The sequence below is a fragment of the Pseudomonas gebzensis genome (assembly GCF_034427815.1).
Classification (GTDB): Bacteria; Pseudomonadota; Gammaproteobacteria; order Pseudomonadales; family Pseudomonadaceae; genus Aquipseudomonas.
In genome coordinates, this window is the sequence record NZ_JAXQNS010000005.1 from 361466 (window position 1) to 388393 (window position 26928).

Sequence of the window (26928 nt, forward strand, 5' to 3'; positions counted from 1 at the left end):
CCCCTCTGATCCATTGACTGTCTTGCAGCGGGAGCCTCCATGAGTGCCGTCACACGTGCCGCAGTAGAAGATGTACTGCGCCAGTACACCGACCCTTATCTGAACCAGGATCCGCTCAGCGCGGGTTGCGTGCGGGCCATCGACATCAATGGTGGCCGGGTCAGCGTGCAGCTGCAACTTGGCTACGCCGCCGGGCTGTTCGTCAACGGCTGGGCGCAGGTGCTGACCACCGCACTCGAGAACCTGGACGGTGTCGAGCAGGCGCAGGTGAGCATCGAGTCGGTCATCACTGCACATAAGGCCCAGGCTCAGGTGCCGGGCATGAGTAACGTCAAGAACATCATTGCCGTGGCCTCGGGCAAGGGCGGTGTCGGTAAATCCACGACCGCTGCCAACCTGGCGCTGGCGCTGGCGCGCGAGGGCGCGCGGGTCGGCATTCTGGATGCCGACATCTATGGGCCGAGCCAAGGCATCATGTTCGGTATCGCCGAGGGCACGCGGCCCGAGGTGCGTGAGCAGAAGTGGTTCGTGCCGATCAAGGCGCATGGGGTCGAGGTGATGTCGATGGCGTTCCTGACCGATGAAAATACCCCGATGGTCTGGCGCGGGCCCATGGTTTCCGGGGCGCTGTTGCAGCTGGTCACCCAGACCGCCTGGGATGATCTTGATTACCTGGTCATCGACATGCCGCCGGGCACCGGTGACATCCAGCTGACCCTGGCGCAGAAGGTGCCGGTCGCAGGCGCGGTGATCGTCACCACGCCGCAGGACCTCGCCCTGCTCGATGCCAAGAAGGGGGTGGAGATGTTCCGCAAGGTCAGCATTCCGGTGCTGGGCGTGGTGGAGAACATGGCGGTGCACATCTGCTCGAACTGCGGCCATGCCGAGCACCTGTTCGGCGAGGGTGGGGGTGAGAAGCTGGCTAGCCACTATGGCGTCGACCTGCTGGCATCGCTTCCGCTGTCGATGTTGATTCGTGAGCAGGCAGACAACGGCAAGCCTACGGTAATCGCTGAGCCTGACAGCCAGATCGCGCTGGTGTATCAGGAGCTGGCGCGGCAGGTGGGCGCGCGAATCGTCTCGCAAGCGGCGGCAGCGCCGGACATGCCTACCATCACGGTCAGCGAAGACTGACGGCATCATTCTGTTGCGATGGCGAGCCGTTGGCCGTCGCAACAGTGGGTCGCCGCACCCAACGGGCATTGTGCGCGCCCATAAAAAAACCCGCCGAAGCGGGTTTTTTTGAAGCGAGGAAGCTAAACCGACTTAGGCGGTTTGAACTTCTTCAGCCTGCATGCCTTTCTGGCCGCGGGTAGCGACGAAAGTAACAGCCTGGCCTTCTTTCAGGGATTTAAAGCCGTCGGACTGGATGGCTTTGAAATGCACGAACAGGTCATCGCCCGATTGCGGGGTGATGAAGCCGTAGCCTTTCTCATCGTTGAACCACTTAACAGTACCGTTTTGACGGTTGGACATGTGTCTGTCTCCTTGGACAAAGTTGATTTCGGCACAGGAATTGCCCTGGCCGGACTGAGTGCAAAGAGTCGGAAAATTCAGCGATGGGCAGATGGAAATCGTGCATCTAACTAGAGTTCTCGGTGTCACGTGCAGCACAGTGGCAACACCATAACCCACTTTGTACGGCCTGCCAATGGTCTGAGTGTGCATTGTCGTGATTGATCGCGACCGACGGCTCAGGCCGCGTGCCGCGTGGGGCCGGGCGTGGAACTTTAACCCTGGCGCCGGGACCGGTAAGATGCGCACCTCGTTTTCTTTTCGCACCTTCAGGACACCCCGCCATGAGCATCAAATCGGATAAGTGGATTCGCCGCATGGCACAGGAACACGGCATGATCGAGCCGTTTGTCGAGCGCCAGATGCGCGGTGACGAAGGCAGTCGTGTCATTTCCTTCGGCGTTTCCAGCTATGGCTACGACGTGCGCTGCGCCGATGAATTCAAGGTCTTCACCAACATCAATTCCGCCACCGTCGACCCGAAAAATTTTGATGCCGGCAGTTTCGTCGATGTCAAAAGCGACGTATGCATCATTCCACCCAACTCGTTCGCCCTGGCCCGCACCGTCGAGTACTTCCGCATTCCGCGCAATGTACTGACCATCTGCCTGGGTAAAAGCACCTATGCGCGTTGCGGCATCATCGTCAACGTGACGCCGCTCGAGCCGGAGTGGGAAGGCCACGTGACCCTCGAATTCTCCAACACCACCACGCTGCCGGCGAAGATCTACGCCAACGAAGGGGTAGCGCAGATGCTGTTCCTCGAATCGGATGAAGAATGCGAAGTGTCCTATAAGGATCGCGGCGGCAAGTACCAGGGCCAACGCGGCGTCACCCTGCCGCGCACCTGATCTGCTCACCTCGGGGGAATTGTTTCCCCGCCAGGCACTCCAACCAGTCAGTAACGCTGCTCGCGCATAACGCGCGGCGGCGCTCGACAGGAGAAGCCTATGAAACTCCATGCTGCTGTCAGTGCAAAGCTGGCGGGTCTACAGCCTAACCAGATCGGCGCGCCTGTGTGGTCACTGTTGGCTCATCCGCCAGTGCCGCCGATGCCGCATTATCTTGGCGGTGTACCCGGTCAGCCGGAACCGGATTATCCTCAGCCCACGCCCCCCGGCGAGCCTACGATTCCGGACGAGCCGCCACCCACGCCCATGGCCTGATCAACCTGCCACGCCCCACACCTTGCCAGCGCCCGCCACGAACAGGCGGGCGCCTGCGGGTTTGTCGATGGTCCAGCCACCGGTGAATTCGCCGAAGGCCGGCAACAAGCTGACCTTGGCGTCGAGCACGAAACACGGCAGGCGCAACCGTTGCCGCCCCCTGCCGCGTAGCACATAAGCCGGATGCACATGCCCCGCCAGCACTGGCCGCTGCATGTGGGGGTCGGGCTCATGCTGCAGTGCGAACGGGCCCAGTAGCCAAGGCTCTTCGACCACCTCGATGTTCAAGGCGCTGGGCGGATCCCCGGCATGCTTGTCGTGGTTGCCCCGCACCAGCGTCATTTCGATGTGTGCGTGCCTTTCTCGCCATGCCTGCAAAAGGGCGAGCGTGGCCGGCGCGCGGCCCGTGCGGGCGTGCAGAAAATCCCCCAGTACGATCAGCCGCTTGCATGGATAGTGCCTGAGCAAGGCGTCGAGCCGCGCCAACGTGGCCTGGGTCGTACCACGCGGCACGGGTTGATGCAGCGCGCGGTAGCTGGCTGCCTTGCCGATGTGCACATCGGCGACCAACAGCGCCTTTTGCGCGGGCCAATACACGGCTTTTTCAGGCAGCAGCCAGAGCATTTCACCACAGTGGTCAGTCACGTGGTATTCCCCGACACAGGGATGTTCGTCGGCCAGAGCGGCAGGCTGCAACCGCTCATCCACGGTCGGCTACCTTCTCCAGATCAGCCACCATGCGGGCAATGCGGTCGGCGAGTTTTTCGCTGCTCATCGTGTCGCGTAATCCTTCTACGAGTAGTGCAAAGGCCAATGGGCTCGGCCGTTTCAGGTCATGCAGATCCAGGCGCAGGCCGCCAATGCGCAGCAACTGGCCGTTCAGACGATCGATGTCCAGTTCCTCACGCAGTACCTCATCGCGTGCCTGGCCAAGCAACAGATTGTTGGCATCGTGCTTGCGAAACACTTCGTAGAACAGCCCGCTGGAGGCCTGGATCTGCCGCATGCTTTTTTGCGCTGCTGGATAGCCGCCAAACACCAGCCCGGCGATCTGGGCAATTTCGCGGAACCGCCGCAGGGCCATCTCGCCGGCATTCAGGCTGGCGGTGACATCGTCGAGCAGATTTTCGGTCGACAGCGCCAGGGGCAGGTAGGCCGCCCAATCGACGTTGCTCGGGCTGAGCAGCTCGAAGCCGTAGTCGTTGACCGCGATGGAAATCGACAGCGGTTGCGCCTGGCTGACCCGCCAGGCGATCAGGTTTGCCAGGCCCAGATTGGCCATGCGCCCGCCAAAGGGGTAGAGGAACAGGTGCGAGCCTTGACGGGTCGACAGCGTTTCGGCCAGCAGCGTGCCCATGGTGGGCAGCGCTGACCAGCTTGCCTGCAATGCCAGCAGCGGCCTGACCGCACGCATTTCCGGGCCATCGAACCGCCCGTGCGCGGCGGCATCGAGCTGCTCCACCAGTGCTTGGGCCAATTCGCTGGACAGCGGCATGCGCCCGCCGCTCCAGCGTGCTACCGCGGCTTTGCGCGCCGTGCTGCGGCGCACGTAGGCAGTCATGTTTTCGACCCGAACCAACTCCAGGACACGGCCACCGAACACCAGCGCATCGCCAGGTTTCAGGCGCGCGATGAACGACTCTTCGACACTGCCCAGCTGCTTGCCACCGCCGCCCTTGCTCCAGTATTTGAGCTGCAAGGTGGCGTCGCTGACGATGGTGCCGATGCCCATGCGATGGCGCCGCGCCAGGCGTTCGCTGACCACTCGCCAGCGCCCGTCGGGGTGCATGTCCACGCGCTGGTAGTCGGGGTAGGCGGTGAGCGAATCGCCGCCATGGCGGACGAAGTTCAACGCCCATTGCCATTGGCTGTCGCGCAGCTCGTGAAAGGCCCAGGTACTGCGCACTTCTGCCAGTAGCTCTTGGGCCACGAAACCGCTGCCCAAGGCCATGCTCACCAGATGCTGGACCAGCACATCCATGCACAGCCGGGGCGACTGCCGCCCTTCCAGATGCCCCTGCGCCAAGGCCTGCCGTACCGCAGCAGCCTCTACCAGCTCCAGGCTGTGGGTGGGCACCAAGGTGATGCGTGAAGGTCGGCCGGGGGCGTGGCCGGAGCGCCCGGCACGCTGCACCAGGCGCGCGATGCCTTTGGTCGAGCCGATCTGCAACACCCGCTCCACGGGCAGAAAATCCACGCCAAGGTCGAGGCTGGAGGTGCAGATCACCGCTTTCAGCGTCCCTTCCTTGAGGCTGCGTTCGACCCAGTCGCGAGTGTCCCTTGCCAGCGAGGCATGATGCAGCGCGATCAGCCCCGCCCAGTCCGGGCGCGCATCGAGCACGGCCTGGTACCACAGCTCTGACTGCGCGCGGGTGTTGGTGAACACCAGGCAACTGCTGCTTGACTCGATTTGTTCGACGACCTGGCGCAGCAGCTTGAGGCCCATGTGCCCGGCCCACGGGAAGCGTTCGATATCGGGTGGCAGCAGTGTGTCGACGTCCAGACGTTTGTCCTGCCGGCCCTCGACCAGCTCGCCGCCACCGGGCAACAGCACCTCGCGCGCATGGTCGAGGTTACCCAGGGTCGCTGACAGCCCCCATACCACCAGCCCCGGTTGCCAGCGGCGCAGCCGTGCCAACGCCAGCTGCAACTGCACACCGCGCTTGTTGCCCAGCAGCTCGTGCCATTCGTCTACCACCACCATGCGCAGGCTGGCGAAATCCTGCTCAGCCTGGGCGCGGGTCAGCAGCAGGGTGAGGCTTTCGGGTGTGGTGATCAGTGCGGTGGGCAGGCGCCGGGCTTGTCTGGCGCGTTCGGCCGCGCGGGTGTCGCCGCTGCGCACACCGACCGTCCAGTTGAGCTGCAGGTCGTCCAGCGGGGCTTGCAGCGCCTTGGCGGTGTCTGCCGCCAACGCGCGCATGGGGGTGATCCAAAGCACCTGCAGCGGGGCAGGCTTGCCGCCGGTTGTCTGGGCCTTGCCGATCAGTGCGCGCAGGGCGGCCAGCCACACCGCGTAGGTCTTACCGGCGCCGGTGCTGGCGTGCAGCAGGCCGGATTCGCCGCGCCCGACTGCCGCCCAGACCCGCCGCTGAAAGGCGAACGGGCGCCACCCGCGGGTGGCGAACCAAGAGCTGGCAGGATCAGAAGGTGCAGGCATGCGGGGCCGGTCCGGACGAAGGCTGTGTTGCAACAGACCGCACGTCGCGCCGGTTGGTTTTATTCGCTCAGTGCCACCGGTTCGAGGGCACAGCGTCAGCGGGCCTGGATCAGTGCCCTAGCAGGTAGCCCCTGCGGCACACCTGCTCGCCGGCCACATGGGCGATCACCATGCCAGCGGTGGCCAGGCGTCGCACGCTGCGGGCGTAGAGCAGCCCGGCCTGGACGCTGCGCAACACCTGCACCTGATCAGTCAGCGGGTCGATGACTTCGGCGATCACCGCGCCGGCCTCGACCCACTGCCCGGGCTTCGCCTGGTACACCAGCAAACCGCCCGTGGCGGCCACCACCAGCTCCACGGCGGCCAGCGGTGTGGCGGGCCGGGGCAGCGCAGGCAGCGCTGCGGTTTCACCCGCGATGACGTCGCGGTAGCCGAGGAAATCGAGGATCGCCTGGCAATCCTGCTCGGCCAGGGCATGGCTGACATCGGCCTGGCCGCGCAGCTCCAGGGTGACGCAAATGCTGCCCAGCGGAATCGGAAAGCGTTTGCCAAAGCGCTGTTGCAGCTGCCACCACACCAGGCTGAAGCATTCGTCGAACGACTGCCCGCCCGAGTCGCTGGCCAGCAGGCTGGCCTGGGCCCCCAGATAGCGCGCCAGCGGCTCGACCTGCGGCCAGGCGTCTGGTGTGGTGTAGAGGTGTTCGACAGCTTCGAAGTCGCAGTGCAGGTCGAGCACTATTTCCGCATCGCAGGCCAACCGCTGCAGGGCCAGGCGCAACGATTGCAACGGCGTCTGGGCCTGATGCTGAGCCAGGGCTTCACACAGATGCTGGCGAATCAGTGCCTGGTTACGCTCGGCGTTGTCGGTCAACAGCGCTTCGATGCGATCACCGACGTCATCCGACAGGTCGACGAAGCGGCGATTGAAGTTCTCGCCGCTGTGCAGCTCGAAACGCCCCAGCGGTGCATCGAGCACGACCTGCTCCAGGCCCACCGGATTGGCCACAGGCACCAGCACGATTTCGCGGCGCAAGCGCCCGGCCGCTTCCAGCGCGGCCAACCGCTGCTTCAAGTGCCAGGCCACGAGCATGCCGGGGAGTTCGTCGGCGTGCAGCGAGGCCTGGATGTACACCTTGCCGGCGCCACGTGGGCCGAAGTGAAAGCTGTGCAGTTGGCGGGTGACGCCGGGAACGGGCGAGAGCAGGTCGTGGCTGACGAGTTGCATGAAGGGTCCTGAGTGCGCGAGGTGAAGAGGGGCGAGCGGGCCAAGAAAGCAGCGCCTGCAATGAAAGCACAGGATCGCCCACACCGCTCGCACTCACTTCATTCGAGCAACCCTTGCAGGATGGCCAGGTCATCGGCCTGTTCGACGGTCTTGTCCTGGCGCCAGCGCAGCATGCGCGGGAAGCGCACAGCGATGCCGCTCTTGTGCCGTTTGGACAGGGCAATGCCCTCGAAGCCCAGCTCGAAGACCAGCGTCGGGGTGACGCTGCGCACCGGGCCGAAGGTCTCGACGGTGGTCTTGCGCACGATGGCGTCGACCTTGCGCATCTCTTCATCGCTGAGCCCTGAGTAGGCCTTGGCGAAGGGCACCAGGGTGCGCTCGGGGGTGCCCGGTGGTGCGTCCCAGACCGCGAAGGTGTAGTCGCTGTAGAGGCTGGCGCGGCGTCCATGGCCGCGTTGTGCGTAGATCAGCACGGCATCGACGCTGAACGGGTCGACCTTCCATTTCCACCAGACGCCCATGTCTTTGGTTCGTCCCACGCCGTACAACGCTTCGCGCTGCTTGAGCATCATGCCCTCGACGCCCAGGCGCCGGGAGTCTTCGCGCTGGCGCGCCAGATCGGCCCAGTCCTCGCCGGTCAGCAGCGGTGACAGCAGCACGGGCACCAATGGGTGCGCCTCGACCAGCCGTTCCAGCTGGCTGCGCCGTTCATGCTGCGGGCGGCTGCGCCAATCGTCGCCTTGCCATTCGAGCAGGTCATAGGCTTGCAGCACCACCGGTGCATCGGTGAGCAGTTTCTTGCCCAGGGTCTTGCGGCCCAGGCGTTGCTGGAGCAAGGCAAAGGGCTGTACCGCCACATCCTCAGCGGTGCTGCCGGGTTTCCACACCAGGATCTCGCCATCGAGCACCACGCCGTCCGGCAAGGCTTCGAGCAGGCTGTGCAGTTCCGGGAAGCGCTCGGTGACCAACTCTTCACCGCGCGACCAGATCCACAGCTGGCCTTCACGCTTGACCACTTGCGCGCGAATGCCATCCCACTTCCATTCGATCTGCCAGTCGCTGGGCGCACCCAGCAGCGCGTCGAACTGTTCGACCGGCGCCTGCAGCGCATGCGCCAGGAAGAACGGGTAAGGCTGGCCGCCGCGCTCGCGGTGTTCCTGGTCCGATTCATCAGCAATCAGCTTGAGGTAGCGCTCGGCCGTGGGCCGGTGGCTGAGATCGGTGTAGCCGACCATGCGCTGGGCCACGCGCTTGGGGTCAAGCTCGGCCAGCTGCGCCAGGGCCCGGGTGACCAGCAGCTTGGACACCCCGACGCGAAAGCTGCCGGTGATGAGTTTGAGGCACAGCATCAGGCTCGGGCGATCGAGTTGCGCCCAGAGTGTGGGCAAGTGTTCGTGCAACGCCTCCGGGCTCTGCCCACGCAACGGCAGCAGGTAGGCCTCGACCCAGTGCGCCAGGCCTTCGTCACTGGCGTACTCGGCTTCGGGCAGCAACAGGGAAATGGTTTCGGCCATGTCGCCGACCGCCTGGTAGCTTTCCTCGAACAACCATTCCGGCAAGCCCGACATCCGCGTGGCCAACTCGCGCAGCACCCGCGTGGGCACCAGTTGCCGCGGCCGACCGCCGGACAGGAAGTACACCGCCCAGGCTGCATCGGCCGGCGGCGCATCGGCGAAATAGTCGCGCATCGCTTGCAGTTTGGCGTTGCTCGAGGTGGTGGCGTCCAGGCGCAGGTACAGCGCGGCGAAGGCTTTCATGGGCTCGGCTCCGCGGCGCCAGCGTCGTCTTCCTCGCCGTATTCGGTGACGAAGCCGCGCGCATCCAGACCCCGCTCGCAGAGGTAGCGCACCAGCACGTTGACCGAGCCGTGGGTGACCATTACCCGCTCGGCGCCGGTCTGTTCGATGGCCCAGAGCAGGCCGGGCCAGTCGGCGTGGTCGGACAGCACGAAGCCACGGTCCACTCCGCGCCGACGACGGGTGCCGCGCAGGCGCATCCAGCCGCTGGCGAACGCATCGCTGTAGTCGCCGAAACGGCGCATCCAGCTGCTACCACCGGCTGAGGGGGGAGCGACGATCAGGGCCTGGCGCATCAACGGGTCGTTACGTGCGATATCCCCGACATAGCGGGTTTCGGGCAGGGCAATGCCGGCTTCGCGGTAGACCCGGTTCAGCGGCTCGACCGCGCCATGCACAAGGATCGGGCCAATGCTCGAATCGATACCGTGCAGCAGGCGCTGCGCCTTGCCGAAGGCATAGCAGAACAGCACGCTGGCCTTGCCTTGGGCACAGTTGCCGCGCCACCAGTCGTTGACCTGGGCGAAGATCTCGGCCTGGCGGGGCCAGCGGTAGATCGGTAGACCAAAGGTCGATTCGGTGATGAAGGTGTGGCAGCGCACGGGCTCGAACGGGTCACAGGTGCCGTCCGGCTCGACTTTGTAGTCGCCCGAGGCCACCCAGACCTCGCCTTGATATTCAAGACGCACCTGCGCCGACCCCAGCACATGGCCGGCTGGGTGCAGGCTCAGGGTCACGCCGTGGTGCACCAGGCGCTCGCCATAGGGCAAGGTCTGCAGGTTGATGTCCTGGCCCAGGCGGCTGCGCAGCACGCCGGCACCGGGCGCGGCGGTGAGGTAGTGAGCGTTGCCGGGGCGCGAGTGGTCGCCATGGCCGTGGGTGATCACCGCCCGCGACACGGGGCGCCAGGGGTCGATGTAGAAGTCGCCCGGCGGGCAGTACAGCCCTTCGGGTCTTGCGATGACGAGGTCCATGGCGGTGGCGCCGATCAGGGGGTTCCTGTTGGGAGCGCCACGCCACGCTGGAAGTTCGACCGGATCAGGCCGTCACTTGGCCGGCACCAGCGACAGGCGCTGCTTGCCATAGGCCCGCTCGAAGTTCTGCGGCTGCACCGGCAGGCTCATGTAACGGCCCTTGAACCAGGCCTCCAGACCATCGCCGAAGTGCGCGCTGGAGGGGTTGCCCGACTGCCCGGCGCTGGTCATCAGTTGCAGTGGCTCGACCTGGCTGAAGTCAACGACCATGCGTGCCGAGGCGGGAAGGGCGGTATCGAAGCTGCTGCCCCAGGCATAGGGGGTCAGGGCCAGGGTGCTGAAGTCGCCGCCGGCCGCCATGGGGGCGTGGGCCAGGCGATCACCGAGGCCGCCCAGGCTTGGCGCTGGCCAACGGTACTGGTGCAGCGCGCCCCATTGCCAGGCACGGCGGTCGGCGCCAAGCTCGGTGATGCCGGTTTTCATGGCGCTCGCCAGGCTGCGCGCGAGGATGGCAGGTTTGCCTTCACGTTGCGCGGTGTTGCGGTCGTCCCAGAACGGGCTGTCGTCGCGGCCCAGCAGATGGTCGGCCTGGGCGGAATAGGACAGTTGGGCACCGCTGACGAAGGCCTGCCAGGCCGGGCTCGATTCAGGGCCCAGTTCGTCGAGGAAGGTCAGCCGTACGAACGCTTGCAGGAACAGTTCGTACAGCGCCGCGTCCGCCGAGCCTGTGCTGAGCCGTCCATCGAAGGCCTTGAGCCGGGTCAGCGCTTCGCGGGCCTGTTCGCGCTCGCCTGCAGGCAGGGCGTCGATGGCCTGCTTGAGCGGTTGCGCCATGCCAGGGGCCTCGAACATCTGCTTGAGCTTGTCGGCCAGCGGGGTGGTCTGGTCGTTGAACATCGCCATCAGGCTGCGGCTGTCGTGCCGGCCGCTGCCGGCCAGCTGCGCCAGGCGTTCGGCGCGCTCGGGGTAGTACCAGCTGCTGGACAGCTGCATGCCATAACCCTTGGGCTGGCTGCGCTGGTTGGCGTGGCCGATCCAGCCGCTGGTCGGGTCTTGGTCGTAGGGGTGCAGCATCGGGTCGGCGTAGCCGTCCCAGTCATAGCGCGCGTCCCAGCCGGGCGAGGGCACCAGGCCCTGGCCGTCGCGACGGTTCGGGTAGCGGCCACTGACCTGCCAGCCGATGTGCTGGGGTTCGGCGAAGACGAAGTTGAGCGCGGCGGCGCCGACCTCGCGGGTGCTGTCGAAGGCCTTCTCGACCGAGCCGGCGCGGGTCAGGTCGAACAGCGCATCAAGGCTGCGATCGCCCTTGAGTGACGGCATGTGCAGCGCCAGGGCCAGGCCGCTGGTGCCCGGCTGGCCCAGCAAGGTACCGTGGCGGGTGTCATACAGCACGTCGCGCTGTGGCCGCTGGCCTTTGACGAAGAAGGTTTCGCTGCGGGCGCGGGCCGGCAGCCACTTGCCGTCAGCGAGGTAGGTCAGCTGGTTGCCCTGGCGGCGGATCTGTTCCAGGTACAGGTCCTGGTCGTCGGCCATCACCGCGCTGCTGCTCCAGGCCAGCTTGCCGTTGTAGCCGGCCAGCACGATCGGCAAACCCGGTAGCGACAAGCCGGCCACCTGGTACTTGCCGGTGTGCATCTGTACGGGGCTCAGCGCCCACGCTGCGCGACTGTCGCTGGCCAGCAGGCTCTTGCCATTGCGGCTGCGTTGCGCAGCCAGGGCCAGGTTGGCCGAGCCCGGGTTGCCCAGCAGGTGGTGGTCGGCCAGTGTCTGCGCAGCGCCGGCGAGGGCGGCCAGGCCTGGCAACTGGCGGGTGAGGTCGATACCCTTGAGCTTGTCTGCCTCGCCTTCGGCCAGCGGCTCGTCGGCGGCGACCGGCAGCAGCCAGGCCAGTTTATCGCTGCCGACCTGCTGGGCCAGGGTCAAGGCAGACAGCTCTTCCTGCAGGTTCACCGACTGGCTGAAGGCATACAGACTGAACATCAGCGCCGAATCCTCGGGCTTCCAGTATTCGCTGCGATAGCCGCTACGGACCAGGCCCTCCGGCAAGTTGTCGCGGTAGCGGAACAGGTAGGCGTTGACCCCGCGAGCGTAGACCTCGAAGAAACGCTGCAGCCGCGGCGAGGCGTCGGCGTACAGCTGGGCGGCGCTCTGGCGCAGGTTGACCGCCCGCATCAGGCGGTCGATGTCCAGCGCATCTTCACCGGCCACTTCAGCCATGCGCCCCTGGGCCAGCAGGCGCAGGGTGATCATCTGCTCGATGCGGTCCACGCCATGCACGTAGCCCAAGCTGAACAGCGCATCATGGAAGTTGCTGCTTTCGATCAGCGGCGCGCCCATGCCGTTGCGCCGTACCGAGGCGCCCTGGGCCAGGCCCTTGAGCGGCTGCACGCCGACGGTGGGGGGCACGCTACCGGGTTGAGCGGCCATCTGGCAGCCGGCCAGGCCGAGCATGCCGAGCAAGGCGGCAGCCGCGGTGAGGCGTGGGCGAAAAGGCGCGAAGGCGGCGGCCATGGCGGGGGCTCCTGGAGGGCGGGGGTGATTTTTTGAAGGCGCTACGTTAGTGAGGGCAGGGTCGCTGCGCAAGCGCCGCTGTAGGCTTTTTTACTGTACGCGTCGTGACACTGCCCAGAAGCCGATAGAGGGCGCTACACAGACCGCGTGCAGTCTGACTGAATGGGCGATGACAGGTTGCATGATGGCACTGTCGAACCACTGACCCGCTGCGAGCGTCAAAGCCAGTCACAGCGCAACTGGCCACCCGAGGTAGACACACATGACACGCCCATCGACACCCATCGATTCACCCCGCCCGGTCGGTTGCCGCCGGTGCGCAGATCAGGCACCGCTGCCGTTCGACTTCAGTATGGCCTTCCAGCCGATCGTCCAAGCCGCTGGACATCACATCTTCGGGTACGAGGCGCTGGTGCGTGGCACCGATGGCAGTGGCGCGTACAGCATTCTGCAGCAGGTCACCGAAGACAATCGCTACACCTTCGACCAGACCTGCCGGATCAAAGCCGTGGAACTGGCCGCAAAGCTGCAACTGCAGGGTTACCTGAGCATCAACTTCTTGCCCAACGCCGTGTACCAGCCGGCGGCGTGCATCCGCGCCACCCTCGACGCGGCGCAGCGAGTCGGCTTTCCGACCGAGCGGATCATCTTCGAGGTCACTGAAAACGAGCAGCTCACCGACCGTACGCACCTGAAGAACATCCTGCTGGAGTACCAGCGCCAGGGCTTCAAGACGGCTATCGATGACTTTGGTGCCGGCTATTCGGGGCTCGGCCTGCTAGCCGAATTTCAGCCCGACATCATCAAGCTGGACATGGAACTGATTCGCGGCATCCACAACGACGCGGCACGCTTTGCCATCGTCGAGGGGATCGTCGGCATCTGCCGCAAGCTCAACATCCAGATCATTGCCGAGGGCATCGAGCACGTCGATGAATATGCGGCGCTCAAGGCGCTGGGGATCTCGTTGTTTCAGGGCTACCTGTTCGCCAGGCCCGCCTACGAGGCCTTGCCGGTGCCGCAGTGGCCGCTGGCCTGAGGCGGCCAGCGACCGGTCACATCACGCGCCTCAGGCGCCGTGGCACTTCTTGAATTTCTTCTCGCTGCCGCACGGGCAAGGGTCGTTGCGGCCGACGTCTTTGAGGGTGTTGCGCACCGGCTCCTGAGGGGCGTGGTTGCAGTGCGGGCCATGCACGTGGCCGTGGTCATGAGCATGATGATGGTCATGGCCGTGGTCATGGTCGTGGTTGCAGTCAGGGCCGTGCACGTGGGGTTGCTGGGTCATTGCGGGTCACTCCGGTAGAAAATCGCTGTGCAGTATCTCACCACTGCGCGAGACATGCAGGGTGTCGTGGAAGAACACCCCGGTATTGATCTCGGCCTCCAGGCTGTACAGCAGCGGCTTCTTGCTGCGGATCAGACGCGCCAGCGGTTTGAGATGACGCCACAGGTTGGTGCGCACGGTGATCTTGAAGGTGCGCGAATCATGTGCGGCCACGCTGCGCCAGAGGCTGGCGTTGTCGAGCACCAGCGGGATGTCGTTGAGCTTCACCGCATAGTCGAGGTTGCGGATGAACAGCCGGCTGTCGTTGGGGTTGTCGACCCGCAGGTGGAGGATGAACTCCTGCTGGTGCAGGCGGGCCTTGACCGTCTTCACCTTGACCAGATGGACCTGCGGCTCGCGCCATTGGCTGGCGCCCCAGCTCATGCAGCCGGTCAGCAGGCTCAGCAGGGCACCCAACAGTAACGCACGGCTCAATAGGATCATCGGTCACCCGGCCAGGTAGCTGGCGCAGCATTTCTTGAATTTCTGCCCGCTGTCGCAAGGGCAGGGATCGTTGCGACCGGCCTTGAGGGGCACGGTGGGATCGATGAAGTACCAACGGCCCTCGCGCTGCACGAACGCCGATCGCTCGCGGTGCTGATGATCGCCCTCGGCGTCGTGCCAGCGTGCGGTAAAGGTGACGAAGGCGTGTTCGGGCTGGCCGCCGAGGACCTCGACGGCGTCGACCTCCAGCCCCAGCCAGGTGCTTTGCGCGCTCCAGGCGCTGATCGCAGCGCGGTCCAGGCCAGGTTGCTGGGCGGGCAGGGTGGTGGCGTAGAGGTAGTCGACCAGGCCCAGCACGTAGGCGCTGTAGCGACTGCGCATCAACGACTGCGCGTCGGGGGCCGGGGTACCGGCGTGCCAGTGGCCGCAACAGGCGTCGAGGAGATTGCCACTGCCGCAAGGGCAGACCGAAACGCTCATGAAATCACCACCAGTACTTGCCAAAATTTTCCGGGTTGGCCCAGAACCTGGCGTTGAGCCAGTCAGGGACCTGCTTGTAATCACGTAGATCATAGGTGAACAGGCACAGATGCTGCTCGCCACGGCTGAAGCGTTCGCTGGCCGACAGGGCCAGGGCGAAGAAGTCGGTGTCCTGCCAACCGCACGCCTGGAGATCGGCCAGCACCGCCACTTTGCTGGCGTTCAGATTGCGGATGCCGCCCAGCAGTTCCAAGCCGCTGCGCCTGGGCAGGTGTTCGAGGCATTCCACCAGCAGCGCCAGGTCGTAGCGGCGTGCGGCCAGCGGGGCGGGCAGCGGGCCTGGTGGGGCGGTGTCGATGGTGCAGTCAGGGTGCGTCTGGGCAAAGGCGTCCAAGGCGGGGAAATGGCTGCCGACCAGCAACAGGCGCTGCGGTTGGACGCGTTCGAGCAGGGCCGCCAAGGCGTGCTGCGGGGTGCGCTCGGAAAAAATCGTGGTCATTGCCGCTCCTCGTTGGAATCGCTCAAGACTAGCGGTCTGCGGCCCGTCGGCATAGGGGCTGCAGCGTTGGATGCTGGCGCAACGCTGGCAGAGCCGCACGCTGCAGTCTTTACTCCGGTGAGCCGGCCCGCAGGCCGGCTCCCATCCTCAGGAGAAGCAACGAATGAGCATAGTCCGCACGGCGATACCTCTGGTTCTGCTCACCGGCCTGTTGAGCGGTTGCGCTGGCCTGCAAAAAACCGACTGGCCCAAATGCGCTGCGGTAGGCGGCGTCGGTGGCGCTGCCCTCGGCGCCATTGAAAGCTCCAGCTGGGCCGGTTGGGGCGCACTGCTCGGCGGCGGCCTGGCGGCCGGTTACTGCTGGGCCCATGGCGACGGTGACGAAGATGGCGATGGCGTGCCAGACAGCCGTGACAAGTGCCCCGCAACGCCACGCGGTGTGCAGGTCGATGCCACGGGTTGCCCGCTGCAGCCGCCAGCGCCGCCGCCGGTGGTCGAAGAGGTGGTGGTGGTCGAGCGGGAAGAAACCATCGTGATCCGCGACGTGCACTTCGAGTTCGACTCGGCGCGCCTGACAGCGGCCGACAAAGACCGCCTCAATACCATCGCCACGCGCCTGAAACAGGAAGCGGCCAGTGCTCGGCTGAGCGTGACCGGGCATACCGACAGCGTCGGCGCCGACAGCTACAACCAGAAGCTGTCTGACCGCCGCGCGCATTCGGTGACCGATTACCTGATCAGCAGCGGCGTGCCACGCGCTAGCTTCGTCGCGGTGCGCGGCGCCGGTGAAAGCCAGCCAGTGGCCGACAATGCGACTGCCGATGGCCGGGCGATGAACCGCCGTACGGAAATCAAGATCCAACGCTGAAGACCGGCTCGCCCGCGTGTGATTCATCCAGCATGCGCGGGCGGGCATCGAGTGGGGCGGCGAGGTGAATCACCCCGTCCAGGTGCCTGGCTGAGGCCACCGCCTGAAGCGACATGCCTGCCGACCGTTTGGGTTCGATACAACCGCTATCAGCAATGTCACCGTTCACGGGGGAGGCGCGCGATGAAAGTCATTCTGGCCCTGGGCAAGGCCCTGACCGTGTTGTTCTGGGGAGTGGTGCTGTTCAACGGCCTGCGGCCACAGGCCATGCCCTTCGACCTGCTGATTCGGGCCGCCGGCAGTGGGCTGTTCGGGCTGCATGTGCTGGAGGTGCTGCTGTTCAATGGCAGCCTGCGCGAGCGTAGCCACCGCTGGTTCGATCGCCTGCAGATTCTGCTGACCGGGATATTCCACATCATGGCCATCCCCAGGCCGTTGCCTCGACGCTGACCACCCGATTGCTCAAAAGCTCCAGCGAGCGCTGGCCAGTGCAACCACCAGCAAGCCCAGCAGCAGGTTCAGGCCCACCATCCGTCGGATGCGCGCCAGCACCTGTGCGCCTTCTGTCCATGCCTCGCTGTGCACCGCCGCGCGCAATTGCGGCAGTAGTAGCGCGTGCACGCGCAGGAACACCGCGACCATGACGATGGCCCCACCCATCATCCACTGCACATAGCGCGGGGCGGTCTCGAAGCCGTTGAAGCGCAGGTGAATCATGGCCACGCCGCTGATCGCCAAGGTCGCTATCGACACCCAGACCCATCCGAAGAAGCGTGGGAAAACTTCCGCCCAGGCGCGCAGCCGCGATGGCCCGTCCAAGGCTGCAGCCAGCGCCGGGCGGAGTATCAGCCAGGCGAAGAACATGCCGCCGACCCAGATCAGGGCCGCCAGAACATGCAGTGTGTAGGGCAGGGTAAAGGCGAGCATGCAGAACTCCCTCGGGCATAACGGGCAATAGCCGGGTATGATAGCCGGCCCGTGAAAGCACTGAAAATATATCCAGCCCTTCGGGCGCGCAGACCATGATCAGCAACGAACTCAAAGCCACCATCCAAGGCGCCTACTCGCGTTTCCTCGAAGCCAAGAGCCTCAAGCCGCGCTATGGCCAGCGACTGATGATCGCCGAGGTCGCCAAGGTACTCGGCGACATCGCCGTGGACGAAGAAGGCAAGCGCTCAGGCGAACCCGCCGTGGTTGCGGTCGAGGCCGGCACCGGTACCGGCAAGACGGTGGCCTACAGCCTGGCGGCCATCCCTGCCGCCAAGGCTGCCGGCAAGCGCCTGGTCATCGCCACCGCCACGGTGGCCCTGCAGGAGCAGATCGTCTTCAAAGACCTGCCTGACCTGATGCGCAACAGCGGCCTGAACTTCAGCTTCGCCCTGGCCAAGGGCCGCGGTCGCTACCTGTGCCTGTCCAAGCTCGACGTACTGCTGCAGGAAGGTCAGGCGCAGTCGGCCACTGCCCAATTGTTCGAGGAGGAAGGCTTCCACATCGAGGTGGACGAGCGCAGCCAGAAACTGTTCAACGGCATGATCGAAAAGCTCGCCGGCAACCGCTGGGACGGCGACCGCGACAGCTGGCCAGAGGCCCTGGAAGACCAGGACTGGTCACGCCTGACCACCGACCACAGCCAGTGCACCGGCCGTCATTGTCCGAATTTCCAGCAGTGCGTGTTCTACAAGGCACGTGAAGGCATGGGCAAGGTCGATGTCATCGTCACCAACCACGACATGGTCCTGGCCGACCTCGCCCTGGGCGGCGGTGCGGTGCTGCCCGACCCGCGCGAAACGATGTACGTGTTCGACGAAGGGCACCACCTGCCCGACAAGGCCATCGGCCATTTCGCGCATTTCTCGCGCCTGCGTTCCACCGCCGATTGGTTGGAGCAGACGGCCAAGAACCTCACCAAGCTGCTGGCTCAGCAAACCCTGCCCGGTGATCTGGGCAAATGGATCGAGCAGGTGCCAGAGCTGGCTCGGGAAATCCGTACCCAGCAGCAGTTCATGTTCACCCTGTGCGAGCAGGTGGCCGAGTTCCGCCCCAGCGAAGACCCGGAAGGTCGCGACCGCCCACGCTACCGCTTCGTTGGCGGCGTGGTGCCCGACGAGATCCGCGACGCCGGCATTGAGCTGAAAAAAGGCTTTGCGCGTCTCAATGACCTCTTCACACGCCTGGCTGATCTGCTCAAGGAAGGCATGGACAGCGAGGTCAGCATTGGCATCCCCAGCCACCAGGCCGAGGAGTGGTACCCGCTGTTCGGCAGCCTGGTGACCCGCGCCCAGGGCAACTGGGAGCTGTGGACGGCATTCACCGCCGAAGACCCCGAAGACAGCCCGCCCATGGCGCGTTGGTTGTCGTTGGCCGAAAGCGGTGCCCAGTACGACATCGAGGTCAATGCCAGCCCGATCCTGGCTGCTGAAATGCTGCGACGCAACCTGTGGAACGTGGCCTATGGCGCGCTGGTGACCTCAGCCACGCTGACCGCGCTGGGCAAGTTCGATCGCTTCCGCATGCGCTCGGGTTTGCCGCGCGACGCCATGACCTGCGTCGTGCCGAGCCCGTTCGTGCACGGTGACGCCGGCGTGTTGCGGGTGCCTGATCTACGCGCCGATCCGCGTGATGCCACGGCGCATACCGCGGCCATCATCCGCGACCTGCCGGGTATCGTCGAAGACGCCCGCGGCGCGCTGGTGCTGTTCTCCTCGCGCAAGCAGATGCAGGACGTGTTCGATGGCCTGGACCGCGACTGGCGCAAGCTGGTGCTGATTCAGGGCAACCTGTCCAAGCAGGAAACCCTCAACAAGCACAAGGCGCGCGTCGATGACGGTCAGCACAGCGTGTTGTTCGGGCTGGCCAGCTTCGCCGAGGGGGTCGACCTGCCGGGCGCCTATTGCGAGCACGTGGTCATCGCCAAGATTCCCTTTGCGGTGCCAGACGACCCGGTCGAAGCCGCCCTTGCCGAGTGGATCGAAGCTCGCGGCGGCAATCCCTTCATGGAAATCGCCGTACCCGATGCCTCACTGCGGCTTATCCAGGCCTGCGGTCGATTGCTGCGTACCGAGCAGGACCGTGGCGTCATTACCTTGCTCGATCGGCGTCTGGTCACCCAGCGCTATGGGAAAGCTATCCTCAATGCGCTGCCGCCCTTCCGGCGGGAAATCGGCTGATGCCCGGCGCATGATGCGTCGGGCCGTTGTCATCTATTAGGTCGTGAGCCCACTGGGGCTCTTCAAGGAGTACTACCGCCCCATGATCCCTCGCAGCCTGCCTGCCGTGCTTGCCCTGATGTTCAGCTCGCCCCTCTGGGCCGGGCAGCAGACGTTGTTCAGTTTCGTCCGGCCCACTTCGGTGATCAATGTGGTCACCCAGGACACTGCCTTGCCGCAGTACAACGCTGAACAGACGGCTCAGGGCGAAGTGCTCCGGCGGGTGGTGTTCAATCCGGCCGAGCGGCCCACGCTGCAGCTCACCGCGCAGACTGGCAGCTGGGACTGGTCCACTGGGCAGTTTCTCACCCTGCGCCTGCAAAGTGGCATGGACTGGGCATTGAGCGTGGATGTCGTGGTCAAGAGCCAGGATGGACAGACCCTGACCAGCCGCATCGACGTGCCCTCGGGCCCCGCGCAAACGGTGATGGTGCCGCTGACGGCGCGCTCGGCACTGAGCCAGGGCATGCGCGCCGGGCCGCCGATGCCTTGGAACCATGAAGGGCAACGTCTGCTGTTGACCAGCAGCGCGGGGGCTGTGGACTTGAAGCAGGTGAGCTCGGTCAGCCTGAGCATTCCCAAGCCCAATGTCGCGCAGAGCCTGCTGATCGAAAAGGTCGGCCTGCAAGACGACGACCAGGCCTACACGGCAGCCTATGCGGGCCTGATCGACGGCTACGGCCAGTCGACCCGCGGCAACTGGCCAGACAAGATCGTCAATGACGAGCAGCTCAAAGCGGCCGCCAGCCGTGAGCATCAACACGTGCAGGCATGGCTGGGCGAGCGTGGCGCGCTCGAGCTCGACCCTTATGGCGGAGTGCTGGCAGGCCCTGCCTTCGAGGCCAGGGGGTTTTTCCGCACCGAGAAACGTAACGGTCACTGGTACCTGGTAACGCCCGACGGGCACGGGTTCTTCTCGCTGGGTGTCAATGCGGTCGCGGCCGACGGTGGGCGGACCTATGTCACCGGGCGCGAGGGCATGTTCAAGGCGTTGCCAGCGCCAGGCGAACCGCTCGCCGCGTTCTCCGGCAAAGGCAACAACGACGACGGCAATGCGTCTTCGCAAGGCCGTGGCTTCAAGCAGGGCAATTGGTACGACTTCTATGCGGCCAATCTGTATCGCAGCCATGCCAGCCCATGCCCGGCGCAGGTCGAAGGGCAGCCGCCAGGCGCGTGTCCGGCGCCAGGCGTTGACACTGACCGCTGGCAGACCCAGGCCATCGATCGGCTGCTCGCCTGGGGCTTCAACACCCTGGGTAACTGGAGCGACCCGGCGCTGGGCCAGACGCAACGCATTCCCTATACCTTGCCGCTGGCCATCGTTGGCGACTACGCAAGCATCAGCACTGGCATGGACTGGTGGGGGCGCATGCCTGACCCGTTCGATCCGCGCTTTGCCATGGCCACCGAGCGTGCTGTGGCGATCGCCACACGTGATCACCGCGACGACCCTTGGCTGATCGGTTACTTCGCCGACAACGAACTGGCGTGGGCCGCGCCTGGCGCCGATGCCAAGGCCCGATACGGCCTGGCTTTCGGCACCTTGCGCCTGACCACCGATGTGCCGGCCAAGCGCGCTTTCCTCAAGCAGCTGCGCGACAAATACCGTAACCAGCAGGGGCTGTCCAAGGCGTGGGGCATCGATCTGCAAGCCTGGGAACTGATGGAAGACCCAGGATTCGAGGCGCCGCTGCCCAACCCTGAACACCCGGAGATCGAGCGCGATTACCAGCATTTCCAGGAAGTCTTCGCCCAGACCTACTTCAAGACCATCGCCGATGCCCTGAAATGGCATGCGCCCAACCACTTGCTGCTCGGGGGGCGTTACGGCGTTACCTCGCCAGAGGCGGTGAAGGCCTGCGCTGAGTTCTGCGACGTCCTGAGCTTCAACTTCTATACCCTCAAACCTCAGGACGGCTACGATTTTGCCCAGTTGGCCGAACTGGACAAACCGGTGCTGGTATCGGAGTTCCAGTTCGGCTCGCGTGACCGCGGTCCATTCTGGCCTGGCCCGCTTGAGTTGCCGCGTGAAGAGGATCGTGGCGCCGCCTACGCCACCTTCCTGACGGCCGCGCTGGAGCAGCCGATGATCGTCGGCGCGCACTGGTTCCAATACCTCGATCAGCCTGCCAGTGGCCGCTTGCTCGATGGCGAGAACGGTCACCTTGGGCTGGTGGCCATCACCGATGTGGCCTGGACCGGTTTCGTCGAGGCGGTGCGCAAGCGCAATCTGCTGCTCAGCGAACATCTGGCCAAGCAGCTGGGCACGCCTGCCCCTTGATCGACATCAGCGCCAGGTGCGGGCCCAGCGCCTGAGGTGCCCCTCAAGGCACTTGGCCTGTATGCAAACAGGTCAAGTGCTGAAACAATGCACGCCATTTCCCACCGTCAGGAGCGTCAACGCGTGCAGATTCAGGGGCATTACGAGCTGAAGTTCGAGGCGCTGCGCGAGGCCTTCGCGTCTCTGTTCGACAATCCCCAGGAACGCGGCGCGGCCCTGTGCGTGCAAGTCGGCGGCCAGACAGTCGTCGACCTCTGGGCCGGCACCGCCGACCGCGATGGCCAACAGGCTTGGCACAGCGACACCCTAGCCAACCTGTTCTCCTGCACCAAAACCTTCACCGCAGTGACCGCCTTGCAACTGGTGGACGAAGGCAAATTGGCGTTCGACGTACCCGTTGCTCAGTACTGGCCCGAGTTTGCCCAGGCCGGTAAGGGCGCCATCACACTGCGCCAATTGCTCAGCCACCGCGCCGGCTTGCCTGCCCTGCGTGAGCTACTGGCGCCAGAAGCCTTGTATGACTGGCACGCGATGACCGCAGCGCTGGCCGCCGAGCGCCCGTGGTGGACTCCGGGTTCCGAACACGGCTATGCGGCAATCACCTATGGCTGGCTGATCGGCGAACTGATCCGCCGAGTCGACGGGCGTGGTCCTGGTGAGTCGATCGTTGCTCGCACTGCCAAGCCTCTGGGGCTGGATTTTCATGTCGGGTTGGCGGATGAAGAGTTCTACCGCGTGGCCCATATCGCTCGTGGCAAAGGCAATCCGGGCGATGCGGCGGCCCAGCGTCTGCTGCAGGTGACCCTGCGTGAGCCCGAGGCGCTGTCGACCCGCGCCTTCACCAACCCACCGGCGATTCTTACCAGCACCAACAAACCGGAGTGGCGGCGCATGCAGCAGCCGGCGGCCAATGGCCATGGCAATGCCCGCAGCCTGGCGGGGTTCTATGCCGGCCTGCTGGACGGCAGCCTGCTGGAGTCCGAGCTGCTTGACGAGCTGACGCGCGAACACAGTCTTGGCCAGGATCGCACGCTGTTGACCCAGACGCGCTTCGGTCTAGGTTGCATGCTCGATCAGCCAGAGGTTCCCAATGCCACCTTCGGCCTTGGCGCGCGGGCCTTCGGACACCCCGGCGCTGGCGGCTCGGTAGGCTTCGCGGACCCCGAGTACGACGTGGCTTTTGGCTTTGTCACCAACACCCTGGGCCCCTACATATTGATGGACCCACGCGCTCAGCGGCTGGTGCAGGTACTGCGCGCCTGCCTTTGATCGGGTTGTGCTGTATTGCCTGAGTCCTTTGTCTATCCTGAAGGCCACTGCTCGATGTGCGCTGGCAAAATTCCTTTTCAATTCATGGTGTATCGCTGATGTCTTCACATAAAACCTTAGCTCTTGCCCTGTGCCTGGCCATGACTGGCTGCGCTCAGCACTCGCCACAGAACGCCTCGGGCGACAGCGGTCGTAGCTGGTGGCCGTTTGGCTCGGACAAGGTGGCCGATCAAGACGTCAAGGATGCCGTGACTGAAAAGGTCGCCCAGGCCGATGCCAAAGCCGCCGGCAAGGATGCTGCCGGCAACCGCTGGTGGTGGCCGTTCGGTGGCAATGATGGCGCCGCGAAAGATCCGGTGGCCGCAGTGCCCAAGATTGACCAGAAAGCCACTCAGGCCTGGCTCGACCAGTACGAGCCCAAGCTGCGTGAAGCGCTCAAAGACAGCAAATTCGAGCTGGAGCGGCGCGAAGACGTGCTGGCGGTGACTATTCCGGTCGATGGCTCGTACAACCCTGATCGCCCGAACATGCTGTTGCCAGTGACCCTGGCGCCAATCACACGCGTGGCCAAGGTCGTCGAAGGCGATCCGAAAACCGCCGTGCTGGTGTTGGGGCACGCCGACAGCAGTGGCGTTGCAGCAGCCAACCAACGCCTGAGCCTGGAACGCGCCGCCTCGGTGTCGGCGATCTTCCGTCTCAGCGGCTTGCAACGTGATCGGCTCATCCTCAAGGGTATGGGCGCGGTCATGCCGCGTGCCGCCAACGACAGCGCGGAAGGTCGTGCACTGAACCGTCGGGTGGAGCTGCTGCTGACCCCGCAGAACACCATGCTCGCCCTGATGGCCAAGTATCAGCAGGCAGCACCCGCGCCGACCCCGGCCTCGATGGTCGCCGTGCAGAGCGTCAAGCCTGTCGCCGCTGCGCCGGCTGCCAAACCTGCGGCCAAGGCCGCTGCCAAGCCGGCCGCGAAAAAGGCCGCCAAGCCGGTTGCCAAGAAGCCTGTCGCCAAGGCCAAGGCGCCGGTCAAACCGGCTGCCAAGAAGGCCGCTGCCAAGAAGGCCGACAGCGACAAGCGCGTTGCCGCTAATACCTCGGCCAAGACCAACTGATCGTCAAGGAACCGTGTGATGACCCAGTCTCTGGCCGATATGCGCCGCGACTACACCCGCGATGGCCTGGTCGAGGACCAGGCTCCCGCCGAACCCTTCAGTCTGTTTCAGCAGTGGTTCGGCGATGCGGTCCAGACCGAGCAGGCGCCAGTCGAAGCCAACGCCATGACCCTGGCCACGGTCGATGCTGACGGGCGCCCCCACTGCCGGGTGCTGTTGCTGAAAGGTCTGGATGCACAAGGGTTCACCTTCTTCAGCAATTACGACAGTGCCAAAGGCCAGCAACTGGCGGCGCGCCCGTTTGCCGCCATGACGTTCTTCTGGCCGGCGCTTGAGCGTCAGGTGCGCATCGAAGGGCGGATCGAGAAGGTTTCGGCTCAGGAGTCGGACGATTATTTCCAGGTACGCCCGTTAGGTAGCCGTCTGGGGGCCTGGGCCTCGCCACAGAGCCAGGTGATTGCGGATCGTCAGGCACTTGAAGCGCTGGTCAAAGCCACCGAAGCGCGGTTTTCCGACAGCCAGCCGCATTGCCCGGAGCATTGGGGGGGCTACCGTCTGCTCCCTGATCGCATCGAGTTCTGGCAAGGGCGCTCCAGCCGTCTGCATGACCGGCTGAACTACCACCTCAGTCAAGGGCTATGGCAGCGCGACCGGCTCGCGCCCTGATCCACCGGCGCCGTCGCGTGCACCCTGCATGCAACGATAGGCCTTCACGGAGGGTCATACGGCTATGACGCAGCCGCGTCGCCTTGGCCCAAGCTGTACGTGGGCTGAACGACACGTGGTTTTTCTGTGTTGCCGTCGTGACAGCCGTGATCGCTCGACGTCTAATGGACACCTTGCCAATGGAGATTTGACCCATGCGTAAATCCGCTTTGCTGATGGCGGCCTTCACCACCGCGTCGCTGCTGCTTGGAGGCTGTGCTTCCAATCTGTCAGGTGACAGTTATTCCCGTGACGAGGCCCGCCGCGTGCAGACCGTCCGTATGGGGACCATCGAATCCCTGCGCCCGGTCAAGATCGAGGGCACCAAGACACCCATCGGCGGCGGTGCTGGCGCAGTGGTCGGCGGCGTCGCCGGCAGCGCCATCGGCGGTGGCCGCGGCAGCCTGGTGGCTGCCGTGATCGGTGCGGTAGCAGGGGGCCTGGCAGGTTCTGCGGCCGAAGAAGGCATCACCCGCACCCAGGGTGTTGAAATCACGGTGCGTGAGGACGACGGCAGCATGCGCGCCTATGTGCAGTCGGTGCAGCAGAACGAAGTGTTCCGAGTCGGCGAGCGCGTGCGCATCATGACGGTGGATGGCACCAGCCGCGTTTCGCACTGATTCGAGGCATTAAAAAACCCGACTGGCTAGGCCGGTCGGGTTTTTTTACGTCTGCCGTTGGGGCGCTGTGGGTGGCTCGGCACTAGCCGGGCGCGTATCGCGCAGCCCGGCCACCCACAGGTTCAGTGCGCGTGGCTGTCGAGCATCGCGCGGGCGACGGCTTCGGCAATACGAATACCATCAACGCCGGCTGACAGAATCCCGCCCGCATACCCTGCGCCTTCACCTGCCGGGAACAGCCCTTTGAGATTGACGCTCTGGAAGTCGACTCCGCGCGTGATGCGCAGCGGCGAAGAGGTGCGTGTCTCAAGACCAGTCAGCACCGCATCATGCAGGTTATAGCCTTTGATCTGCCGATCGAATGCCGGCAGCGCCTCGCGGATGGCTTCGATGGCGAAGTCCGGCAGGCTCTTGGCCAGGTCCACCAGCGTGACGCCAGGTTTGTAGGAAGGTTCGACACTACCCAGTGCGGTTGACGCACGCCCGGCCACGAAATCACCCACCAACTGCGCAGGCGCCTGATAGTTGCTGCCGCCCATTTCATAGGCCAGGGTTTCCAGGCGCTCCTGCAACTCGATGCCGGCCAAGGGACCGCCAGGGTAGTCGCGCTCCGGATCGATGCCCACCACCAAGCCCGAGTTGGCATTGCGCTCGTTGCGTGAGTACTGGCTCATGCCATTGGTGACCACGCGTCCCGGCTCGCTGGTGGCAGCCACTACGGTACCGCCCGGGCACATGCAGAAGCTGTACACCGAGCGGCCGTTCTTGGCGTGATAGACCAGCTTGTAATCCGCCGCGCCGAGTTTCGGGTGGCCGGCATACTTGCCCAGCCGCGCCTGGTCGATGAGGGTCTGCGGGTGTTCGATGCGAAAGCCCACGGAAAACGGCTTCGCCTCCATGAATACGCCTTTGCCGTGCAGCATGCGGAAGGTATCGCGAGCACTGTGGCCGAGCGCCAGTACTACGTGTCGCGACAACAGTTCTTCGCCGCTTTCCAGTACCACGCCAAGCAGTTGGTCACCCTCGGTGAGGATGTCGCTGACTTTTTCCTGGAAACGCACTTCACCGCCCAGGGCGATGATCTCCTGACGCATGGTCTCGACCATGCCAGTCAGGCGGAAGGTGCCGATGTGCGGCTTGTTGATGTACAGGATCTCGTCCGGCGCGCCGGCCCTGACGAACTCTTCGAGCACTTTACGGCCGTGGTGCTGGGTGTCCTTGATCTGGCTGTACAGCTTGCCGTCGGAGAACGTGCCTGCGCCGCCTTCGCCAAACTGCACATTGGATTCTGGATTGAGCTCGCCCTTGCGCCACAGGCCCCAGGTGTCCTTGGTGCGCTGACGCACCTCTTTGCCACGTTCCAGCACGATCGGCTTGAAGCCCATCTGCGCCAGGAGCAGGGCGGCAAAGATGCCGCAGGGACCGAAGCCGACCACCAGCGGCCGTTCCACAAGCTCGCTCGGCGCATGGCCAACGTAGTTGTAGGTGACATCCGGCGCCGGCCCGATGTTGCGATCATCTTCGAAGGTGCGCAACAACTGCGCCTCGTTGCTGGCTTCGAGGTCGATGGTGTAGATGAACAGCAGTTCGCTGTTCTTCTTGCGCGCATCGTAACTGCGCTTGAACAGCGTGAAGCTGAGCAGCTGGTCATCGGTGATGCCCAGGCGTTGCACGATGGCATGGCGCAAGGCGTCGTCAGGATGATCCAGTGGCAGCTTCAGTTCGGTGATTCGTAACATGACAAGGTCCAGTATCCCGGCCCAGGTCGGCCGGCGGCTT

General features: G+C 64.8%; 25 protein-coding genes. 12 read left to right on the plus strand and 13 right to left on the minus strand.

The features are described 5' to 3' along the window. Positions 1 to 39 precede the first annotated feature (39 nt). Positions 40 to 1134 carry an iron-sulfur cluster carrier protein ApbC gene (gene apbC / locus SJI00_RS12465; protein ID WP_322462012.1) on the plus strand — a complete coding sequence of 365 codons (1095 nt, stop codon included), beginning with the start codon at positions 40 to 42 and terminating at the stop codon, positions 1132 to 1134. A 132-nt stretch (positions 1135 to 1266) separates the two neighbouring features. Here the strand turns inward: apbC and SJI00_RS12470 are convergent, their stop codons facing one another. Continuing rightward, the gene (locus SJI00_RS12470; protein ID WP_312936556.1) at positions 1267 to 1476 is read right to left on the minus strand and encodes a cold-shock protein; all 210 of its coding nucleotides are present in this window, start codon (positions 1474 to 1476) and stop codon (positions 1267 to 1269) included. Between the two features lie 323 nt (positions 1477 to 1799). On the opposite strand from SJI00_RS12470, the gene dcd reads away from it, so the two are divergent. Both dcd and SJI00_RS12480 read left to right on the plus strand, forming a co-directional pair. Next, positions 1800 to 2366 carry a dCTP deaminase gene (gene dcd / locus SJI00_RS12475; protein WP_312936554.1) on the plus strand — a complete coding sequence of 189 codons (567 nt, stop codon included), beginning with the start codon at positions 1800 to 1802 and terminating at the stop codon, positions 2364 to 2366. A gap of 99 nt (positions 2367 to 2465) precedes the next feature. Continuing rightward, a complete protein-coding gene (locus SJI00_RS12480; protein WP_322462013.1) occupies positions 2466 to 2681 on the plus strand; it encodes a hypothetical protein in 216 nt (71 codons plus the stop codon). On the opposite strand, the gene pdeM is transcribed toward SJI00_RS12480, so the two are convergent. From pdeM to SJI00_RS12510, 6 genes are all read right to left on the minus strand, one after another. Continuing rightward, on the minus strand, positions 2682 to 3305 hold the full coding sequence (pdeM, locus tag SJI00_RS12485; RefSeq protein ID WP_322462058.1) for a ligase-associated DNA damage response endonuclease PdeM: 624 nt from the start codon (positions 3303 to 3305) through the stop codon (positions 2682 to 2684). It abuts the gene before it with no gap. Between the two features lie 76 nt (positions 3306 to 3381). Next, positions 3382 to 5838: a ligase-associated DNA damage response DEXH box helicase gene (locus SJI00_RS12490; RefSeq protein WP_322462014.1), complete on the minus strand. Its 2457-nt coding sequence runs from the start codon at positions 5836 to 5838 to the stop codon at positions 3382 to 3384. A 109-nt stretch (positions 5839 to 5947) separates the two neighbouring features. Then, positions 5948 to 7063: a succinylglutamate desuccinylase/aspartoacylase family protein gene (locus tag SJI00_RS12495; protein WP_322462015.1), complete on the minus strand. Its 1116-nt coding sequence runs from the start codon at positions 7061 to 7063 to the stop codon at positions 5948 to 5950. A gap of 98 nt (positions 7064 to 7161) precedes the next feature. Next, entirely contained in the window at positions 7162 to 8820 is a 1659-nt protein-coding gene (locus SJI00_RS12500) for an ATP-dependent DNA ligase (protein WP_322462016.1), read from the minus strand. Next, a complete protein-coding gene (locus tag SJI00_RS12505) occupies positions 8817 to 9833 on the minus strand; it encodes a ligase-associated DNA damage response exonuclease (protein WP_322462017.1) in 1017 nt (338 codons plus the stop codon). The genes SJI00_RS12500 and SJI00_RS12505 overlap by 4 nt, the downstream gene beginning before the upstream one ends. 72 nt (positions 9834 to 9905) lie before the next feature. Next, positions 9906 to 12344, minus strand: a complete 2439-nt coding sequence (locus SJI00_RS12510; RefSeq protein WP_322462018.1) for a penicillin acylase family protein — start codon at positions 12342 to 12344, stop codon at positions 9906 to 9908. Positions 12345 to 12606: 262 nt separating this feature from the next. Here SJI00_RS12510 and SJI00_RS12515 point away from each other — a divergent pair, with 262 nt between their 5' ends. After that, entirely contained in the window at positions 12607 to 13383 is a 777-nt protein-coding gene (locus SJI00_RS12515; RefSeq protein WP_322462019.1) for an EAL domain-containing protein, read from the plus strand. A 30-nt stretch (positions 13384 to 13413) separates the two neighbouring features. Here the strand turns inward: SJI00_RS12515 and SJI00_RS12520 are convergent, their stop codons facing one another. From SJI00_RS12520 to SJI00_RS12535, 4 genes are read right to left on the minus strand one after another with little or no spacing between them, the layout of a single operon-like run. Beyond that, the gene (locus SJI00_RS12520; protein ID WP_322462020.1) at positions 13414 to 13629 is read right to left on the minus strand and encodes an SEC-C metal-binding domain-containing protein; all 216 of its coding nucleotides are present in this window, start codon (positions 13627 to 13629) and stop codon (positions 13414 to 13416) included. Between the two features lie 6 nt (positions 13630 to 13635). Further along, positions 13636 to 14112 carry an LEA/WHy family protein gene (locus SJI00_RS12525; RefSeq protein WP_322462021.1) on the minus strand — a complete coding sequence of 159 codons (477 nt, stop codon included), beginning with the start codon at positions 14110 to 14112 and terminating at the stop codon, positions 13636 to 13638. Positions 14113 to 14115: 3 nt separating this feature from the next. After that, positions 14116 to 14592, minus strand: coding sequence for a YchJ family protein (locus SJI00_RS12530; RefSeq protein ID WP_322462022.1), 477 nt, complete (start codon positions 14590 to 14592; stop codon positions 14116 to 14118). 4 nt (positions 14593 to 14596) lie between these two features. Further along, on the minus strand, positions 14597 to 15091 hold the full coding sequence (locus SJI00_RS12535) for a DUF6231 family protein (protein WP_322462023.1): 495 nt from the start codon (positions 15089 to 15091) through the stop codon (positions 14597 to 14599). 163 nt (positions 15092 to 15254) lie between these two features. Between SJI00_RS12535 and SJI00_RS12540 the strand changes: the two genes are divergently transcribed. Together SJI00_RS12540 and SJI00_RS12545 are read left to right on the plus strand one after the other, a co-directional pair. Next, positions 15255 to 15959, plus strand: a complete 705-nt coding sequence (locus SJI00_RS12540) for a PA1041 family peptidoglycan-binding anchor lipoprotein (protein ID WP_322462024.1) — start codon at positions 15255 to 15257, stop codon at positions 15957 to 15959. Between the two features lie 183 nt (positions 15960 to 16142). After that, positions 16143 to 16409, plus strand: a complete 267-nt coding sequence (locus tag SJI00_RS12545) for a DUF1145 domain-containing protein (RefSeq protein ID WP_322462025.1) — start codon at positions 16143 to 16145, stop codon at positions 16407 to 16409. Between the two features lie 12 nt (positions 16410 to 16421). On the opposite strand, the gene SJI00_RS12550 is transcribed toward SJI00_RS12545, so the two are convergent. Next, a complete protein-coding gene (locus SJI00_RS12550) occupies positions 16422 to 16886 on the minus strand; it encodes a CopD family protein (RefSeq protein ID WP_322462026.1) in 465 nt (154 codons plus the stop codon). A 95-nt stretch (positions 16887 to 16981) separates the two neighbouring features. Between SJI00_RS12550 and dinG the strand changes: the two genes are divergently transcribed. The 6 genes from dinG to SJI00_RS12580 all read left to right on the plus strand — a co-directional run bounded on the left by dinG (position 16982) and on the right by SJI00_RS12580 (position 25149). Then, positions 16982 to 19126, plus strand: a complete 2145-nt coding sequence (dinG, locus tag SJI00_RS12555; protein ID WP_322462027.1) for an ATP-dependent DNA helicase DinG — start codon at positions 16982 to 16984, stop codon at positions 19124 to 19126. Between the two features lie 82 nt (positions 19127 to 19208). Beyond that, complete coding sequence (locus SJI00_RS12560; protein WP_322462028.1) at positions 19209 to 21446, plus strand: beta-galactosidase; 2238 nt, start codon at positions 19209 to 19211, stop codon at positions 21444 to 21446. A gap of 123 nt (positions 21447 to 21569) precedes the next feature. Further along, entirely contained in the window at positions 21570 to 22715 is a 1146-nt protein-coding gene (locus SJI00_RS12565) for a serine hydrolase domain-containing protein (protein ID WP_322462059.1), read from the plus strand. Between the two features lie 98 nt (positions 22716 to 22813). Beyond that, entirely contained in the window at positions 22814 to 23824 is a 1011-nt protein-coding gene (locus tag SJI00_RS12570; RefSeq protein ID WP_322462029.1) for an OmpA family protein, read from the plus strand. Positions 23825 to 23842: 18 nt separating this feature from the next. Continuing rightward, on the plus strand, positions 23843 to 24490 hold the full coding sequence (pdxH, locus tag SJI00_RS12575; RefSeq protein ID WP_322462030.1) for a pyridoxamine 5'-phosphate oxidase: 648 nt from the start codon (positions 23843 to 23845) through the stop codon (positions 24488 to 24490). Positions 24491 to 24684: 194 nt separating this feature from the next. Beyond that, positions 24685 to 25149, plus strand: a complete 465-nt coding sequence (locus SJI00_RS12580; RefSeq protein ID WP_322462031.1) for an outer membrane lipoprotein — start codon at positions 24685 to 24687, stop codon at positions 25147 to 25149. Positions 25150 to 25271: 122 nt separating this feature from the next. Here the strand turns inward: SJI00_RS12580 and SJI00_RS12585 are convergent, their stop codons facing one another. Continuing rightward, positions 25272 to 26888: an NAD(P)/FAD-dependent oxidoreductase gene (locus tag SJI00_RS12585; RefSeq protein WP_322462032.1), complete on the minus strand. Its 1617-nt coding sequence runs from the start codon at positions 26886 to 26888 to the stop codon at positions 25272 to 25274. Between the last annotated feature and the right edge of the window lie 40 nt (positions 26889 to 26928).